General features: G+C 37.4%; 16 protein-coding genes. 1 reads left to right on the top strand and 15 read right to left on the bottom strand.

What is annotated here, in order from left to right:
- Positions 1-366 precede the first annotated feature (366 nt).
- The 10 genes from BS34_RS0107450 to aroC form a co-directional block, all read right to left on the bottom strand.
- A complete protein-coding gene (locus tag BS34_RS0107450; RefSeq protein WP_051640739.1) occupies positions 367-1194 on the bottom strand; it encodes a Cof-type HAD-IIB family hydrolase in 828 nt (275 codons plus the stop codon).
- 97 nt (positions 1195-1291) lie between these two features.
- Entirely contained in the window at positions 1292-1567 is a 276-nt protein-coding gene (locus BS34_RS0107455) for a (2Fe-2S)-binding protein (RefSeq protein ID WP_233993167.1), read from the bottom strand.
- Between the two features lie 469 nt (positions 1568-2036).
- On the bottom strand, positions 2037-2945 hold the full coding sequence (locus BS34_RS0107460; protein ID WP_029407906.1) for a PilZ domain-containing protein: 909 nt from the start codon (positions 2943-2945) through the stop codon (positions 2037-2039).
- 39 nt (positions 2946-2984) lie between these two features.
- Positions 2985-4241: a cache domain-containing protein gene (locus BS34_RS0107465; protein WP_029407907.1), complete on the bottom strand. Its 1257-nt coding sequence runs from the start codon at positions 4239-4241 to the stop codon at positions 2985-2987.
- 132 nt (positions 4242-4373) lie between these two features.
- Entirely contained in the window at positions 4374-5966 is a 1593-nt protein-coding gene (locus BS34_RS0107470) for a SulP family inorganic anion transporter (RefSeq protein WP_029407908.1), read from the bottom strand.
- A 346-nt stretch (positions 5967-6312) separates the two neighbouring features.
- The gene (locus BS34_RS0107480; RefSeq protein WP_029407909.1) at positions 6313-6627 is read right to left on the bottom strand and encodes a pyrimidine/purine nucleoside phosphorylase; all 315 of its coding nucleotides are present in this window, start codon (positions 6625-6627) and stop codon (positions 6313-6315) included.
- A gap of 52 nt (positions 6628-6679) precedes the next feature.
- On the bottom strand, positions 6680-7171 hold the full coding sequence (locus BS34_RS0107485) for a DUF2721 domain-containing protein (protein WP_029407910.1): 492 nt from the start codon (positions 7169-7171) through the stop codon (positions 6680-6682).
- A 16-nt stretch (positions 7172-7187) separates the two neighbouring features.
- Positions 7188-7583, bottom strand: a complete 396-nt coding sequence (gene gloA / locus BS34_RS0107490) for a lactoylglutathione lyase (RefSeq protein WP_029407911.1) — start codon at positions 7581-7583, stop codon at positions 7188-7190.
- Positions 7584-7626: 43 nt separating this feature from the next.
- Positions 7627-8772 (bottom strand): MFS transporter, encoded by a 1146-nt coding sequence (locus BS34_RS0107495; protein ID WP_029407912.1) that lies wholly within the window; start codon positions 8770-8772, stop codon positions 7627-7629.
- A gap of 242 nt (positions 8773-9014) precedes the next feature.
- Positions 9015-10115, bottom strand: a complete 1101-nt coding sequence (aroC, locus tag BS34_RS0107500; RefSeq protein ID WP_029407913.1) for a chorismate synthase — start codon at positions 10113-10115, stop codon at positions 9015-9017.
- A gap of 60 nt (positions 10116-10175) precedes the next feature.
- Here aroC and BS34_RS0107505 point away from each other — a divergent pair, with 60 nt between their 5' ends.
- Positions 10176-10631: an acyl-CoA thioesterase gene (locus BS34_RS0107505; protein ID WP_051640740.1), complete on the top strand. Its 456-nt coding sequence runs from the start codon at positions 10176-10178 to the stop codon at positions 10629-10631.
- A 34-nt stretch (positions 10632-10665) separates the two neighbouring features.
- Here the strand turns inward: BS34_RS0107505 and BS34_RS0107510 are convergent, their stop codons facing one another.
- From BS34_RS0107510 to mog, 5 genes are all read right to left on the bottom strand, one after another.
- Entirely contained in the window at positions 10666-10989 is a 324-nt protein-coding gene (locus BS34_RS0107510; RefSeq protein WP_029407915.1) for a hypothetical protein, read from the bottom strand.
- 105 nt (positions 10990-11094) lie between these two features.
- On the bottom strand, positions 11095-11919 hold the full coding sequence (locus BS34_RS0107515) for a DnaJ domain-containing protein (protein WP_029407916.1): 825 nt from the start codon (positions 11917-11919) through the stop codon (positions 11095-11097).
- A 663-nt stretch (positions 11920-12582) separates the two neighbouring features.
- Entirely contained in the window at positions 12583-13557 is a 975-nt protein-coding gene (locus BS34_RS0107520) for a carbonic anhydrase (protein WP_029407917.1), read from the bottom strand.
- A gap of 291 nt (positions 13558-13848) precedes the next feature.
- A complete protein-coding gene (gene prmB, locus BS34_RS0107525; protein ID WP_029407918.1) occupies positions 13849-14778 on the bottom strand; it encodes a 50S ribosomal protein L3 N(5)-glutamine methyltransferase in 930 nt (309 codons plus the stop codon).
- 75 nt (positions 14779-14853) lie between these two features.
- A complete protein-coding gene (gene mog, locus BS34_RS0107530) occupies positions 14854-15408 on the bottom strand; it encodes a molybdopterin adenylyltransferase (RefSeq protein ID WP_029407919.1) in 555 nt (184 codons plus the stop codon).

Below are 15408 nucleotides of genomic sequence, written 5' to 3' on the forward strand. Positions count from 1 at the left end.
CACTTTGCTTTTGAGTTGAAACCGCTACGTCAAAGGTGTCTTTGCTGATGTCTATGCCGATGTATATTTTCATGTTCGAAATACCTATTTTATGCTAGGATTTAATTTCGTTTAGTAAGTTCACACTATGGCTATACTAACCTTATGAATACAGGCTAGGAGTCTTGTCCTGCCTAAGATACCGTTCAGTTTATAGTGTGTGGGGATAAAGGTCTTAATCTGATAACCTGGATCACTCTGGGTGTCATTGGCCTGGTAGCAAGATCTCTTTATCCCTTTACTAAGCGTCCTTAATAAATTCTCCACTTCTGGAGAACACTTTCAACATATAAGGCCTGGTAGTTTTTATTTAAACCGCAAAGTTCTCTATTTAATGATTTTCTCTATATATTTAGCCACCCCATCCTCTGCATTAGATTGAGCAATGGGTAAATCTGAAAGCAGTCTTTTCACTTGCTGACTGGCGTTCTCCATAACCACTCCATGCCCAACAAGTTGAAGCATTTCAATATCATTCATACCATCTCCCAAAGCCATTACCTCGTTGGCTAAAATGCCACTTTGTTCTAAAATCATTTGTAAGGCATGGCCTTTAGAAACCCCGATATTCATCACTTCTAAATATTCAGGAGAGGTAAAGGTAATATAAAGCTTGCCCGCTAAATGTTCATTTAATAACGATTCTAAGCTTAATAAGCGGCTATGTTCAGCTGTAAAGTAAATTTTGTCGATATGACTACAATCGATTGTAGAAAAATCCTGAATTTGGTACTCAAAACCAGACTCATGATGCATCGCTAAAAGCTCTTCATGAGGTTCTTCAACTAACCATAAATCTTGCTGATAAAGATTGCGATGAATTCCAAAACCACTAGAGAGTTCAAGTACCGTTTTGACTAAATCAGCAGGCATATGATCTTCATATAACAACTCACCCTTTGCATTATGCACACGAGCACCATTTGATGTAATGAGATAGATATCCACGCCCAATTGCTGTGCAATTAAATACACATCTTGATAGTGCCGACCTGTGGCGATCATAAACTGCACATTTTTAGAGACTAAGGTTTGAACAGCATCAATTGTTTTTTGAGTTACCTTATGCTCAAGATTCAATAAAGTACCATCAAGGTCTGAGACAACCAATTTTATGGGTAAATCAGTTACCCTGGAATACGTTAGTTTTTTCATAATTTAATGCTACCAGGCCTGGTTAAGCGTGAGAAGTGTCCGTTCGTTTTATACTAATCAGTCTTATACATTAGAACTTGTATAAAAAACTCGTATATCAGGAACTCGTATTTTCAGTCGTTATTTCGGTTTTATCTGTACTCTTTATGTCAGCATCCTCAGCTGATACATCTTCATCAGATACATTTTCAGCAGGGTGTAATATTTCTATTAAACGTTCCACTTGACGAACACAACACCCACTGCCCTGACACGCATAAGTTAGGTTACTCACTTCCTCTAACGTCTTTGCCCCCTGTTTAATGGTGTCAATTACCTCTTGTTTAGTTACGTCATAACAAACACAGAGGTTTTTATCGAGATTTCTTGTCAATTCTCTTGGTAATTCTTTACTGGATTCTTTAGTCATAAAATACATTCTGCCAAAAATAAACTATCAAGATAATTTCGCCTTACTACTATAAACCTAAATACTGTCAACCAAATTACTGTAAACCTAACTACTGTTAAACTTAATGGGTATATGTATTTTATGATTGATTAAACAAATCTTTTAACCACGAAGACACGAAAGCACGAAGACACGAAAGCACGAAGATTTCTAATATCTAATACCAACTTAAATTTAACCAATAACCAAACTAAACGTAATAAATTAGTCGCTTTTACACTTTACAAATGCAGAACTTATAGGCATGACTTAAGATCGTTAGGCTATGATTTTCGAATCACTTTTATTTGTTTTTTCAATCTTCGTGCCTCTGTGTCTTCGTGGTTAATTTTTACAATACTGGATAATCAATCACAAAATACGGATACCCAACTTAATGAGTGGGTTATTGCTAATTTTTATGACGAAACGCTAGCTCTTGAGCCATTAAAAAACGTACAATATGGGCACTATCTTCTGAATGAATCTCTTCAAATTCAAAAGCTGTACGCATGGGTTCTTTTACCTTGCTTTTATTAGATTGATAGACGCAACGCGCTTTGGCAAAAACAAATTCATCATCCATTCTAAATAAAACACAAATTTTATCTGCGTCACCAAACGTTTTAGAGGTAAAAATCGCAAAACCACCTTCACCTAAATTAACTTTTTCTATAGGCCACTTTTCATAATCTGAAATTTTTTCATAAGCCTGTTTTAACTTAATAATAAGTTTTTCATAATGATTTAGCTTACTAACTAAAAGCGTAATAACTCGAGCTAACCAATTACCTTTTTTAGCCAACTCAGGTAAACCTTTTATGTAATTCTCAAGCTTTAGGGGCTTTAACAAAGGCTTATGATACATAAAAACATTACCGCGAACACTATGTTCTATCACATCAATTAGTTCAGCGATGTACTCATCAACTCTAATAAAATAAGCTTTAAGTAACGGAAAAACCTTTGATGATTCTTTTACTTCAGGTAAGACTATTCGATGGTTTTGCTCTTTTTTATCATCTAATTGCGTAAGTTTAGAATGTTCGACGCCTTCTAATATTAAATCGAGTAGCCAAACCATAAAATCCAGTTTGTGATTTAAGCCTTCAAAAATTTTAACGCTGCCATTTTGTATATGCTTACTATCTTCAAACAAATTATTAAGTTGCTGAGTTTCTAAAGTAATGAGTTTAAGCTCTTGAGTGGTAAGCAATTGATTTCTTGTAACTTGAAAGCAGCAGCCTTTATTATCTAAAGGCTCAATAAAGTAGGGTAAACTCACATCAAAACGAAAAAACTGTCTTTTTTCAGCGCTCACTTGACCCCCTTTAAATTTATTGAATTACAACACTTCTAGTTATTGCTTGTGTTCTTTATTTGAAGCCTCAATTTGTTCAAGCAATTTATTCTCTAACTCAATATTAAGGTCTTTTAATTCATTATTTGAAATCACAAGGTCTTCTTGATATTGCGACAACATTCTATAAAAGACAAGTGAAATAATTGAAGAAATTAAAATTGAAATCAATACTCCTAACCATGTCAATGTATTGATATGTCTAACTTTTTGATTATGTTGATTGCTCAGTCTTTGCTCTTGCACCCCGTAACCATTGGCTAATGAATTTGGGTAAAAACCACTTCCAATAATCCAATCGCTTCCTGGTACGCTCTTAACATAAGCCAATTTAGAATCTAACCTGCCTGTTGTAGGATTTATCCAATTATAAGGTAAAAAATCAACCGAGGTGCTTTGACTCGCTCTAACCATTGATTGATAAAGTTTACGTAAATTAGAATCTTGCATTTCAAAAATGTTTTTACCAACCATATCTGGCCTAGCAAAATTAAGTAATAAATTGCCTTGTGTATCTATCACAAAGAAATAATCAGGTTCACCTTTACTTATTTGATTAATCGCTTCTAGCAACATTCTGTTCGTTAACTTTGTTGCTGTATCTAAATATTCGCCCGACCCTAAATACCAATCATAAATACCAAAGTTTTTAACATAGGCTAACTGTTTAAACTGTTTATCTATTGGCTCATTTGGCTTTGTAAACGTATCCCACAAAAACCCCTGTCCCTGGCTTTTGGCAATTGCGATTTCTTCTTTAATTACTTTTCTACCCGTGGCATCTTCAAAGTCAATAATAGACTTGCCTTCCAAGTGACGCAGATAACTTGGCGCTAATTGAAATTTACCATCAAAATCTAAAATCCATATAAAACTTTCTCCACCATTCCAAACCAAAGTTCTTAAGCTTTGAATAATCAACTTTTTTAAATCATCTTCGCCCATTGTATTTTTATACTGATTATAGAGCCCAATAGCTATTTTCTGTGCATCATCAACCCTACGTTTAATACGAGCATGTAATTTTTGGTCAATGATTGACTGGCGATAAGAAACCAAATTAACCATATTATTTACCTTAGAACGAATACGTGATTTTTCCGTCTCTAAGAAATCTTGGCTAATTTGCTTCATGGCTAATTCATAAGATGCCTTTTCTGCATCCACAATAAAAGAGGCAATAATAAACACCAAAACAGGTATTAAAACAACCGGTCCTAATGCCAAAATTTGAATGAGGTTTTTTTTATTTTTCAACTTTTGTATCCACAAAATTCACTAAACTCAATTAAGCCACAATATACAATTAAAATCATCTCATTAGAGTACGATTTTCAAAAAAAAAGCACCCGAAGGTGCTCTCTTTACTTACGTTAGCCTAAATATATCTTAAGCCTCTTCTTTACCACTTATAGAAACATGGTAATGAGGGTCTTCTGAAACATTTACCTCTATCAAATCTTTCGCACTTTCCAACAATTTTTGGCACTCAGGGCTTAAATGTTTAAGTGTTAATTTTTTACCTACAGCTAAATACTTTTTTGTTAATCCATCTATCGCTTCAATTCCTGTATGGTCATAGACACGAGAATGTTTAAAGTCAATTTTTACACAGTCAGGATCATTTTTAGGGTCAAAACTATCCACAAAGTTTTTAGCCGATGCAAAGAACAGAGGACCTTGAACTTTATAGGTTTTAATGACTTTGCCATTAACCTCATCAGTGGTTTCTTGCAACATAATACGCTGTGCGTGTTGCCAAGCAAAGACCAATGCAGAAACAATAACTCCTGCAATTACAGCAACAGCAAGGTCAAACATAACCGTTAATACCGTCACTAAAACCATAATAAAGGTATCTGCTTTAGACATACCGCGCATAATGTTCCAACTAGACCAATTAAACGTAGCAATAACCACAAAAAACATCAACCCTACCAGCGCCCCGATGGGAACCATTTCAATCCAAGACGAAGCAATTAATACAATCATTAATAAAACTAAAGCAGCTGTAATACCTGACCAACGACCGGTTCCACCAGAATTCACATTAATCATTGATTGACCAATCAAGGCACAGCCACCCATCGTTCCAAACGTACCAGCAGTGCAGTTTGCCGCACCTAACGCAATACACTCTTTATTCGCTTTACCACGAGTTTCGGTAATATCATCAATTAAGGTCATCGTTAACAACGACTCAACCGAACCTATAATCGTTAAAATCACAGCATAAGGAAGAACAATCCACAGAGTCTCTAAAGACCAAAACCCTTCAGGTAACGCAGTAAACCAACTTAATCCTTGAAAACCACCCTCAACACCATCACCGTAAACCAGAGATTCTAAAGTACCTGAAACGGAAGCCTTATCTCCAACCGTAATGGCATTGATGTCAAAGAAAATAACCACTAATGAGACCAATACAATGGCCGCTAATGCAGAGGGAATGGCTTTGGTAATTTTAGGTAATAAATAGATAATTGCCAGGGTTGCCGCAATAATCACAATCATGATGTTTAAGGTATCACCACTTAACCAATTACCTGAAGCATCTTTAAACTGAGTAAACTGCGCAAATAAAATAATAAGCGCTAAACCATTAACAAACCCAAGCATAACCGGGCTTGGCACCATGCGTATAAATCGCCCCCACTTCATCACACCAATAAATATTTGAAACACGCCCATCATAATGACTGCCAAAAATAAGAAGCTAGCACCATGCTCCATAACTAAATGCATCATAACGACCGCAAGTGAACCTGCCGCGGCAGAAACCATGCCAGGACGGCCACCAAAAATAGCCGTAATCATTCCCACAATAATAGCGGCATATAACCCCACTAATGGATGAACACCGGCTACAAAAGCAAAGGCAACCGCTTCAGGCACTAATGCTAAAGCAACGGTAATACCTGACAAAGTGTCATTTTTATAAGTTCGCCAATGAAATGGCTGTTCTGGCTTGGTATGATTCATAAAAGCTCCTAAACTTGAAAGAGTGCAAATTCTAACAAAAACGCAGTACAATTGTGGGATATTCAATACCTTAGTTACCCCAACGTACTTTTAAGACAAACATAGGAAAATATTTATGTGGATTCACCATATTGGCGAAATTGCCATAGGATTTTTTGTATTACTTATTTTGATTCACTTTGGCTTACATTTTCTTTTTAAATATCAAAAGATGAAAAAAAATAAACAAAACGCAAATAAAGTTAAAGAATCTTCAATACCTTCCGATTAGCCAAATACAACAAAAAAGCCCAACCTACCAGGCCTGGTAGGTTGGGCTTTTAATGTGTAAATTGGCTAATACTAATTAAGCGGTATATGAACAGCAGTAATCCGCAATAGAATTCACTTTAATTCCAAACTTTGAGTTTGCAGGTACATCAAAACTCGTTCCATTTGGAATCGCTTTCCACTCTGTTTCACCAGGTAATAAAACTTCTACATCACCTGATGCCATTTCCATATTTTCAGCTAACTCAGTACCAAACTCATATTCGCCAGGCATCATAATACCCAGTGTTTTTTTGCTACCATCTGCAAAAATAACAGTGCGGCTAGTTACCTTGCCATCAAAGTATACAGAAGCTTCTTTTAAAACCGTTACATTTTCAAACTTAGACATCTTATTTCCTTTTCCAAAACCTGTTATACAAAATTTTTGGCGTATTTTACATCTATTTGTCTTGAGCTCTTTGCATAAAATACGTTGCCATAAATATTTCTCTAATAAATAAGCTCAATGATGCCATGAAAGCGCCCATTCCTAGAATGAAAAGAGAAGCTATCAACAGCCCTCCATCAAATTCAAAAAATGAACTTAGAAAAAGAATCATAATCACAGAAGCCACTAATAAACCTGTCAAAATGCAAAACAAAATCGCTGCATTCATATTCTTGGCTCTTATCTGCAAATAATGCCTTTGTCTTTTTAACGATGTCGACGTTTCAGCAGATATATCACTCCCTCTTCTATTCTGTCCTTCATCACTCACAGCTTGATTAATTTTAATGTTCAATCTCTCAATACGATCAGTAATTCGAGCCAATCGCTGTGACAGAACCCCTAAAATTGCTCCAACGCCTGCAATTAAAAAAACTGGCGCAACTGAGAGTTGAATTAAATGAGATACGGTATTAACTGCGGTATCTTCAATTGGAAACATCATATAAAAGGCCTTGTTACTATTTACGAATATGGTTTTCGCCAATAAATTCAATTTGGTAACCATCTGGGTCTTCGGCAAACGCAATGATGGTTGTGCCTGCATTCATTGGCCCTGCTTCACGAATAATTTTACCACCACCCGCTTTTACTGCTTCTGCCGCTTTGTAAACATCAGGCACTTCCACTGCAATATGACCATAAGCATTCCCCAAGTCATAACGGTCTGTACCCCAGTTATAAGTAAGCTCTAAAACGGTATTTTCTTCTTCATTGCCATAACCTAAAAACGCCAATGTGAACTCTCCTTGTGGATATTCTTTCTGGCGTAACAGCTGCATCCCCATTACTTTGGTATAAAATTCGATTGATTTTTGTAAGTTGCCGACTCTTAACATAGTGTGTAATAAACGCATAGTGCTTACCTCTTATTCAATTTTGATTAGTTCGTTATTGTATTCATTTTGTCCAGCGCCAAGCAATCATAAATGCAAATACCGCCATAATGGTACTTAAACCATAGGCGAATTCCGCACCACCGGCTGTCCAACTGTAACCTGCTAGCAGCATACCTAAAGCGCCGCCTAAGCCGTGGCTGGAAGCGGCAAATATGGCTTGGCCTTTACCATGGTTTTTGCCTTTAAAATAGGTATCAATTAAATAGATAGCCGCGGCATGAAATAATCCAAAGCTCGCCGCATGTAACAATTGAGCCAATAACATCCAAAATACAGAGTCTGCCAAGTTACCAATTAAAAGCCAACGTAAAATAGTTAAAGCAATACTGACTAAAATTAAAAACCGTACAGCATAGTTTCTAAATAACTGACTCATCCAAAAGAATACCGCAATCTCAGCCAAAACTCCTAACGCCCACAACAGTGAAATTGTAGTTTTATCATATCCTAATGCCGATAATTGAATCGTATAAAACGCATAATAGGCACCATGAGAAAGCTGCACTAAAAAACTTACCACAAGTAAACTGGCGACTTCTGGACGTTTTAAAATAGTCATAAAATCATGACTAACACCCTCTTCATGAATACGTTTTCCATCTTTTACAAGATAACTACTTCCCCAGACAATCAGTAAAATAAACACTAAATCAATCGGTACTAAGCCAACACTAAAATGCTCAATTTGCCAGCCTATGGCAACCACAGCGGCAATAAATCCAATTGAACCCCAAAGGCGAATTTGACCATAGCGATGCTTCTCATCTCCTAAACATTGAAAAGTATAGGATTCAAACTGCGGTAAAGAGGAATGCCAAAAGAAACTGAACACCATTAAGGTTAAAAACACCGCCCAATAGTTTTCAAAATAGATAAGACCCATTGATGCCAAAGCAGCCAGTGCCGTAGCAAGGCGCACCCAAAAAATAGAACGACCACTTCTATCTGCCAACCACCCCCAAATATTCGGAGCAACCACTTTGGTAAACATCATAATGCCAAGTAATTGTCCAATTTCAATCGCCGAGAATGATAAAGATTGTAGATATAAACCCATGTAAGGAACGGTGGTTCCTAACACAGCAAAATACAAAAAATAATGCAGAGAAAGCTTTTTATACGCAGTTTGATATGAACAATCTTTCATAAATAAGAGACCTTTGTACCCAAGGGCGTAAACACGAGATAGAAGCTTAAGAAAATGAACGCTCGTAAAAGAATATAACAACCAGGCCTGGTTGTTTTAATGAACCGACTATTTTTTGTTTTTAGAAACCTTTGCATCCTTTGCTTTCTGAAGGATTAAAGGCCCCTGTTTAATTTATTGAAACAAAAAACGGAGTATGTAGGTTCACTAACATACTCCGTTTTAGCTCTTAGATTGAAAGATTATTCACCAACGTGAGCTAAATCCATAATTGGCGGGACAACATCACCATTTTGCGCACGGTTACGCATAAAGTGATCTAACAAAACTATCGCCATTTGCGCTTCAGCAATTGGAGTTGCTCTAATGCCCACGCATGGGTCATGACGACCTTTAGTTACCATATCTACCGCTTCACCATCAGCATTAATACTTTTACCTGGCGTCATAATACTTGAAGTTGGTTTTAACGCAATATGAGCCACAATATCTTGCCCGGTTGAAATTCCTCCTAAAATACCGCCTGAATGGTTTGATAAAAAACCTTCTGGAGCCATTTCATCACGATGCTCAGTGCCTAACTGCCCCGCTACAGAAAAACCATCCCCAAGCTCAACCCCCTTAACCGCATTAATACTCATTAATGCATGCGCTAATTCCGCATCTAAACGATCAAAAACAGGCTCGCCTAAACCCACGGGGACATTTTTAGCCACAATAGTGATTTTAGCCCCAACAGAATTTTTCTGTTTGAGTAGGTTGTCCATATACTGGCGAATCTCTTCACTTTTTTCAGGGTTGGGACAAAAGTATTCATTGCTGTTATCAAATGGCCAGGTAACGTTCTCTACCGTAATTGGCCCAAGTTGAGAAAGATAACCTTTAACCTCAACCCCTAAGCGAGTTTTTAAATATTTTTTAGCAATGGCACCAGCAGCAACTCGCATGGCTGTTTCACGAGCGGATGAACGCCCTCCACCACGATAATCACGAAAACCATATTTTTGGGTATAGGTATAATCGGCGTGCGCTGGTCGGAAAGTTTCTGCTACTTTAGAATAATCTTTAGAACGTTGGTCTTTATTATGAATAATCATACCAATCGGCGTACCTGTGGTTTTGCCTTCAAACACGCCAGATAAAATTTGCACTTCATCATCTTCTCTACGAGCGGTAGCGTGTTTTGATGTGCCTGGTTTTCTGCGGTCAAGTTCAGCTTGAATATCGGCTTCGCAAAGTTCTAGACCTGGAGGGCAACCATCAACAATGCAACCCAATGCCAAACCATGGCTTTCGCCAAAAGTAGTGACTCTAAAATTTTGACCTAATGTATTACCAGACATAAACCGTTCTCAAATATTCGTTATAATCTGGGTATTCTATCTAAAAATCAGCTAAAAGTAATGAATTCATTGAACTGGAATACCCCGCAACCGCCATTTATTTACAAACACATCGTTAGCCAAGAAGATTTAGATTTTTTGGGGCATGTAAATAACAAAAGTTATTTAGCTTGGATGGAGCAAGTCGCTTGGGCACATGCCAAGTCTGCCGGCATAACTCACGAGAAGCAGAGAGAACTCAACCGCATAATGGCTGTTTATGAAAACTGCATGCAATATAAAGCTAGTTGCTATTTAGACGATAGCCTTTTGATTGCTACCTGGATTGGCGAACAGCAAGGATGCTGTTTACGAAAACGTCATTTTCAAATTATTCGTGAACAAGACCAAAAAACAGTTTTTACCGCAACCGCCACGTATGTCTGTATTGATTTAAAAAATCACCAACCGCGAAAAATTCCAAGCGAATTTATTGAACCCTATCAAATCAACGCTGGAAGTGCTGGCAATGCTTAGGTATTGAAATACTTAAGTATTGAAATCCACGCATTTAAAGAAATTGGTAAATCAGGTCTCCAAACCCCCAAATAAAGGTTCCACCAATTACGGTAAAATGGGCTATCCACACTTTTTTATTGTGCCATTTTGAGGGCGATAAATCGGGAATATCGGTATCATGATCGACCTTGTCCAGGCCGATATAAAGTCGATTTAATTCAGAATGCAATAAGATATATTCTGTCACAATCGCAAGTAATACCACTAAACTCCCAAAACGGGCAAACCACATTGGATCAATAAAAAAACCAAGTATTAGGCCTATAAAACCAAATATCCAGGCGGCTAACAAAAATAAAATACTCTTTTTAGGCACTCTTTATCCTTTTTAAGACTTACCAGGCCTGGTAGAAATCAAAACAACATGAGGCCTTTGCAAGAGTCTCAACATTCATCACGTATTTAATAATCAGGTAAATCACTAGTTGCCTGTACGTTTTTTAATGTCTTCAAACGCAGCATTAATGTCCTGCATTTTTTCCGTTGCCGCTTTGATTTCAGCATCATCCATTCCTTTTCCGTGCATAAAATCGGGATGATGCTCTTTAACCATTTTGCGATAAGCCTTTTTAATATGAGAAAAATCATCCGACTCTTTACATCCCAAAATAGCATACGGATCTTTTGCCATTTCCGGCTTGGAATAGCTAGAACCGCCTTGCCCGTTCACCTGGTCAATTAACTGTTGAACTTGTTCATCATTGAAATTCATTAAGCGACCTATTTCAAAAATAAGTTGCAAGGTGTTATCAGATAAACCGTCTAATGAAGCAAAGCTAATCATTTGCATTAAAGCGCCTGCGCGCACTTCAACACCAGATTCGCTTAATGTTTGGCAATAATAAGAGGTTGGATTTTGATCTTTTTTGGCTCTATTCGCTAATGCAAAAAGACGCTTCTTAGCCGATGCAACAACAACATCGGGTAAACCTGCTGACTTCATTGCATGCGCCATAGACTTAATGGTGTCGCTCATAAACTCAATTTCAAGCTCACTGATTTTGCCATCGCTTTTGGCGATTTTTGCCATTAACGCAATAATTTCTTCAGGTACACTCATGCGAGTTTTGGCGTATTGATTACTGGTAAAATTTTTATAAGCTTCATCAAAACTTTCGCTATGTTTTACGGATTTATAAGCATCCACGCCAATATCTACCGTTTTGCGCGTGCCTTTAAACAACAGAGCAATCAGTTGAATAAAAAGCCCTAAAACAATTAATACAAAATACTTTAAATAACGCAAAATCATGCACCTTAATCAAACAAGAGCTTTATAAAAGCGGGTTAAACGAATAAATATTTAATTATTCATCACCCTATCCATTCAAAGTGAAGCTTAGGGGATGAACAATTTTAACAAGAAGATAGATTGTACCGAGAAGAGAGTGTTTTACAACGTTGATTAAGAAAACAAGATGTAAATAGTTGACGCCATAGGAACAAAGAGCCAATTAAAAATTGCCAGTAGCTATTATCAATACCTATTTACTAATATGTGAGAGCTTAGATTAAATCAGATAGCACAGAAGTTGAGAAGCCTTTTTAAATACTATACTTTGCCTTAACTTTTGTCACACAGGCTTCCCGTTACTTTTTGCAGTTTGGCAAAAAGTAACCAAAAAACAAACCCCACTCCATAAATGGGCAAGTTCTAAGCTTGTGAACTGAAAACGCTGAACTCGCTTCGCTCAAACAGCAGCGTTTCTTTAACGTTCACTACACTAAGAACCTTGCACCATTTATTACAAGGGGACTTAAGGCGTTTGTCCAAGCTTCAATATTAAGCATCATAAAATGAAAAATAATTCTAATCTTATTATGCTTTGTTATTAAATTAGAATCGTAATTAACTGTTATCCTTTACCAGGCCTGGTTAATTATTTAATTGGCTGTGTATATAAAAAAACTAATAAAACTCATATAGAGAAGGTTCTTGAAGTTGCTCAGCCCAAGACTTTAACATGGCACGAGAATTAACCGGTTGAGTGGGTCTGGCGTTTTCACCCAAAACTTCATTCATTGCTTCAAGTTGCTCTGCTGAAGCTTCAATAGGGTGTTTAAACACCATCCAATACACCCCTTCTGAGCAAGGAGGAGTCGTAAGTGAGCCACTATACTTGTAAAATTCAGTATTTCCTGGAAAAAACATTACCGGATTTAAACTCGCATTACGATGAATTTCTTGTTTCCCAATGGTTTTAGGTAAGTTATCTAATAACGTTTGAACTTGAGGATTTTCTTCACCTTCTTGAAATATCACCCCTATAACGGCTAAGTTACCATCGCCATCTTTATGCACTAAATGTGCTTCCATTGGGTAATTGAAGCCCTCTTTTTTGTGTTCACTAGGCGTATGAAAGTGAAACTGCAATAACTCATAACGATGCCCACCCACTTTAATGTAACTCCCTAGCGGGTAATTAACTTGCAAGGTATGACCATTGTTTACAATTTTAAGAGGCACATCGCGGTAATGAATATCTAACTGTGGTAAACCCGTCGTACCCACCGCCGCTTTATCACGTAAATCAATTGGAGATTGGTTTTTACCAATCTTACAACTAATATTTTCTGGCGCTAAATCACCCCAATGCCTTGGGCCACCTTCTCCAGTGTAACCCCAATGAACAGCGTGGTGCTCTTTTTCCATATCGTGCTTAGCAGTGTTCTGAGTCTCTTTGTTATGCGATTGAGCAGGCTCTGCTTTTGGCGAATGAGAAGTTGAATGAGAGCCATCATGACTACCTGTTTTAGCTTTAAGCTCTGCACCCAAGTCAACCAGGGGTGCATGTGATTTTTCTGTTCCGTGTGATTCAGATAAAACTTGTGTTGAACTTAAACTTAAAGCGATAAGTAAGGTTTTTAAAGCTAACTTTTTCATTGATGACTCCAAAGAAAGTATGTATGAGACCTTTGCACGAGAGTATGCGCGAGTAAAAATGGTTAAAACTCACCTGATTTTTGTTGAAAACCTTGTGAATAGCTAGCTATTCCCTACGCTTTCCGCCTCAATCAGGCAAATTTTCTCTCATTTTTCTTTCGCACCTATCTCATACAAAGGTCTCCATATCATAAAACTGACAATTTTTTTACACATTTATGTTTAAAAAACTTTAAAAGCAATAAATCTGCCAGGCCTGGTAAAGCTTACTGCTATTAAAGTTAAAACATTCTAAAGTTGGGCATCTAAAACATCTTGAAACATTTCTAGCTCTGATTTTTGGATAGCAAAAACCCCTTCTCCGCCATGTTCAAATTCAAACCAGTAAAGAGGTAATTCTGGATAAGTTTGTTCTACAAAATATTGCGAAACTCCAACCTCAACAATCAACACACCATCATCTTTTAAATATTTAGGGGCTTCGGCTAATATTTTGCGAACCAAGTCTAAACCATCATGCCCTGCGGCTAAGCCTAAAGCCGGCTCTTGTTTAAACTCTTCAGGTAAGGCATTCATTTCAATTTCATCCACATAAGGAGGGTTTGAAACAATCAAATCATATTGTTTGCCTTGTAAGCTCGAATACAAATCCGATTCTATGGCATGCGCAAATTCATTTAAGCCAAATTGGTCAATATTTTGTTGCGCTACGTCCAAAGCTTCTGGCGAAATATCAACTAAATCTACCTCTGCATTAGGAAACGCCTTTAAAGAAGCTATGCCAATACAACCACTTCCCGTACAAAGGTCTAAAACATGAGTAACCGTTTCTGGATTTTCTATCCAAGGGAAATAATTTTGTGCAATCAATTCTGCAATGGGTGAGCGTGGCACAAGTGTATTTTCATTAACAATAAAACGTAGTCCAGAGAACCAAGCTTCACCGGTTAAATAGGCGGCCGGTTTACGGGTTTCAATTCGGCGTTGAAACAACTCACTCACTTTCTGCTTTTCTGGCTGAGTTAATTTGGCCTGCCAGTACCTTTCAGGCACATCTTGAGGTAGTTGCAAAGCAAAAAACACCAGCACTTTAGCCTCATCAAAAGCGTTATCGGTACCATGACCAAAAAATAAATTCGCTTGTTTAAAGAGACTGCCGCCCCAACGAATAAAATCGGTAACGTTCTCTAAACCTTCATGCTGATAGTTAATATTGGTCATCGTAGCGAGCCTTTTTAATTAAGAGACCTTTGCACTATGGGCATGCAAAGCTCTCAAAAACTTTTTTGTAAATTTTTAAGCGTTTGGTTTTTTAGCGTGTTTTGGTCTAAAACCTTTAACAAAACTATCGTCAGTTTCTAGATATGGCCCTTCTATCAAATCCACACAATAAGGAACCGCAGGAAAAACGGCTTCTAAACATTCACCTATTGCTGAAGGTTTTCCAGGAAGGTTAATAATTAAGCAACTTCCTCTAGTACCCGCAATTTGACGTGACAAAATTGCTGTCGGCACATACTTTAGAGAAACCGCACGCATTTGCTCAGCAAAGCCATCTAAAATTTTATCGCAAACATTTGCGGTAGCCTCAGGGGTTACATCGCGCTTAGCAGGCCCGGTGCCTCCGGTTGTTAAAATAAGCCCACATCCCTGATTATCAATCATGTCAATTAAGGTTTGTTCAATCAATGTTTGCTCGTCTTCAATCACCTTAGCGACGGCTGTCCACTCATTGGTTAAAGCTTTAGAAATCCACTCTTGCATAGCTGGGCCGCCCAAGTCTTCATACTCTCCACGACTAGCACGATCAGATACGGTTACAAACCCAATTTTAATTTCACTTTTTTGCAT

Source organism: Thiomicrorhabdus sp. Milos-T2 (assembly GCF_000702325.1).
GTDB lineage: Bacteria > Pseudomonadota > Gammaproteobacteria > Thiomicrospirales > Thiomicrospiraceae > Thiomicrorhabdus.

What these genes read in the sequence shown, in the direction of transcription:
- BS34_RS0107450 (WP_051640739.1), bottom strand. Translation starts at nt 1,194, where the DNA reads ATGAAAAAACTAACGTATTCCAGGGTAACTGATTTACCCATAAAATTG.
- BS34_RS0107470 (WP_029407908.1), bottom strand. Translation starts at nt 5,966, where the DNA reads ATGAATCATACCAAGCCAGAACAGCCATTTCATTGGCGAACTTATAAA.
- BS34_RS0107480 (WP_029407909.1), bottom strand. Translation starts at nt 6,627, where the DNA reads ATGTCTAAGTTTGAAAATGTAACGGTTTTAAAAGAAGCTTCTGTATAC.
- BS34_RS0107485 (WP_029407910.1), bottom strand. Translation starts at nt 7,171, where the DNA reads ATGATGTTTCCAATTGAAGATACCGCAGTTAATACCGTATCTCATTTA.
- gloA (WP_029407911.1), bottom strand. Translation starts at nt 7,583, where the DNA reads ATGCGTTTATTACACACTATGTTAAGAGTCGGCAACTTACAAAAATCA.
- BS34_RS0107495 (WP_029407912.1), bottom strand. Translation starts at nt 8,772, where the DNA reads ATGAAAGATTGTTCATATCAAACTGCGTATAAAAAGCTTTCTCTGCAT.
- aroC (WP_029407913.1), bottom strand. Translation starts at nt 10,115, where the DNA reads ATGTCTGGTAATACATTAGGTCAAAATTTTAGAGTCACTACTTTTGGC.
- BS34_RS0107505 (WP_051640740.1), top strand. Translation starts at nt 10,176, where the DNA reads ATGAATTCATTGAACTGGAATACCCCGCAACCGCCATTTATTTACAAA.
- BS34_RS0107520 (WP_029407917.1), bottom strand. Translation starts at nt 13,557, where the DNA reads ATGAAAAAGTTAGCTTTAAAAACCTTACTTATCGCTTTAAGTTTAAGT.
- prmB (WP_029407918.1), bottom strand. Translation starts at nt 14,778, where the DNA reads ATGACCAATATTAACTATCAGCATGAAGGTTTAGAGAACGTTACCGAT.
- mog (WP_029407919.1), bottom strand. Translation starts at nt 15,408, where the DNA reads ATGCAAAAAAGTGAAATTAAAATTGGGTTTGTAACCGTATCTGATCGT.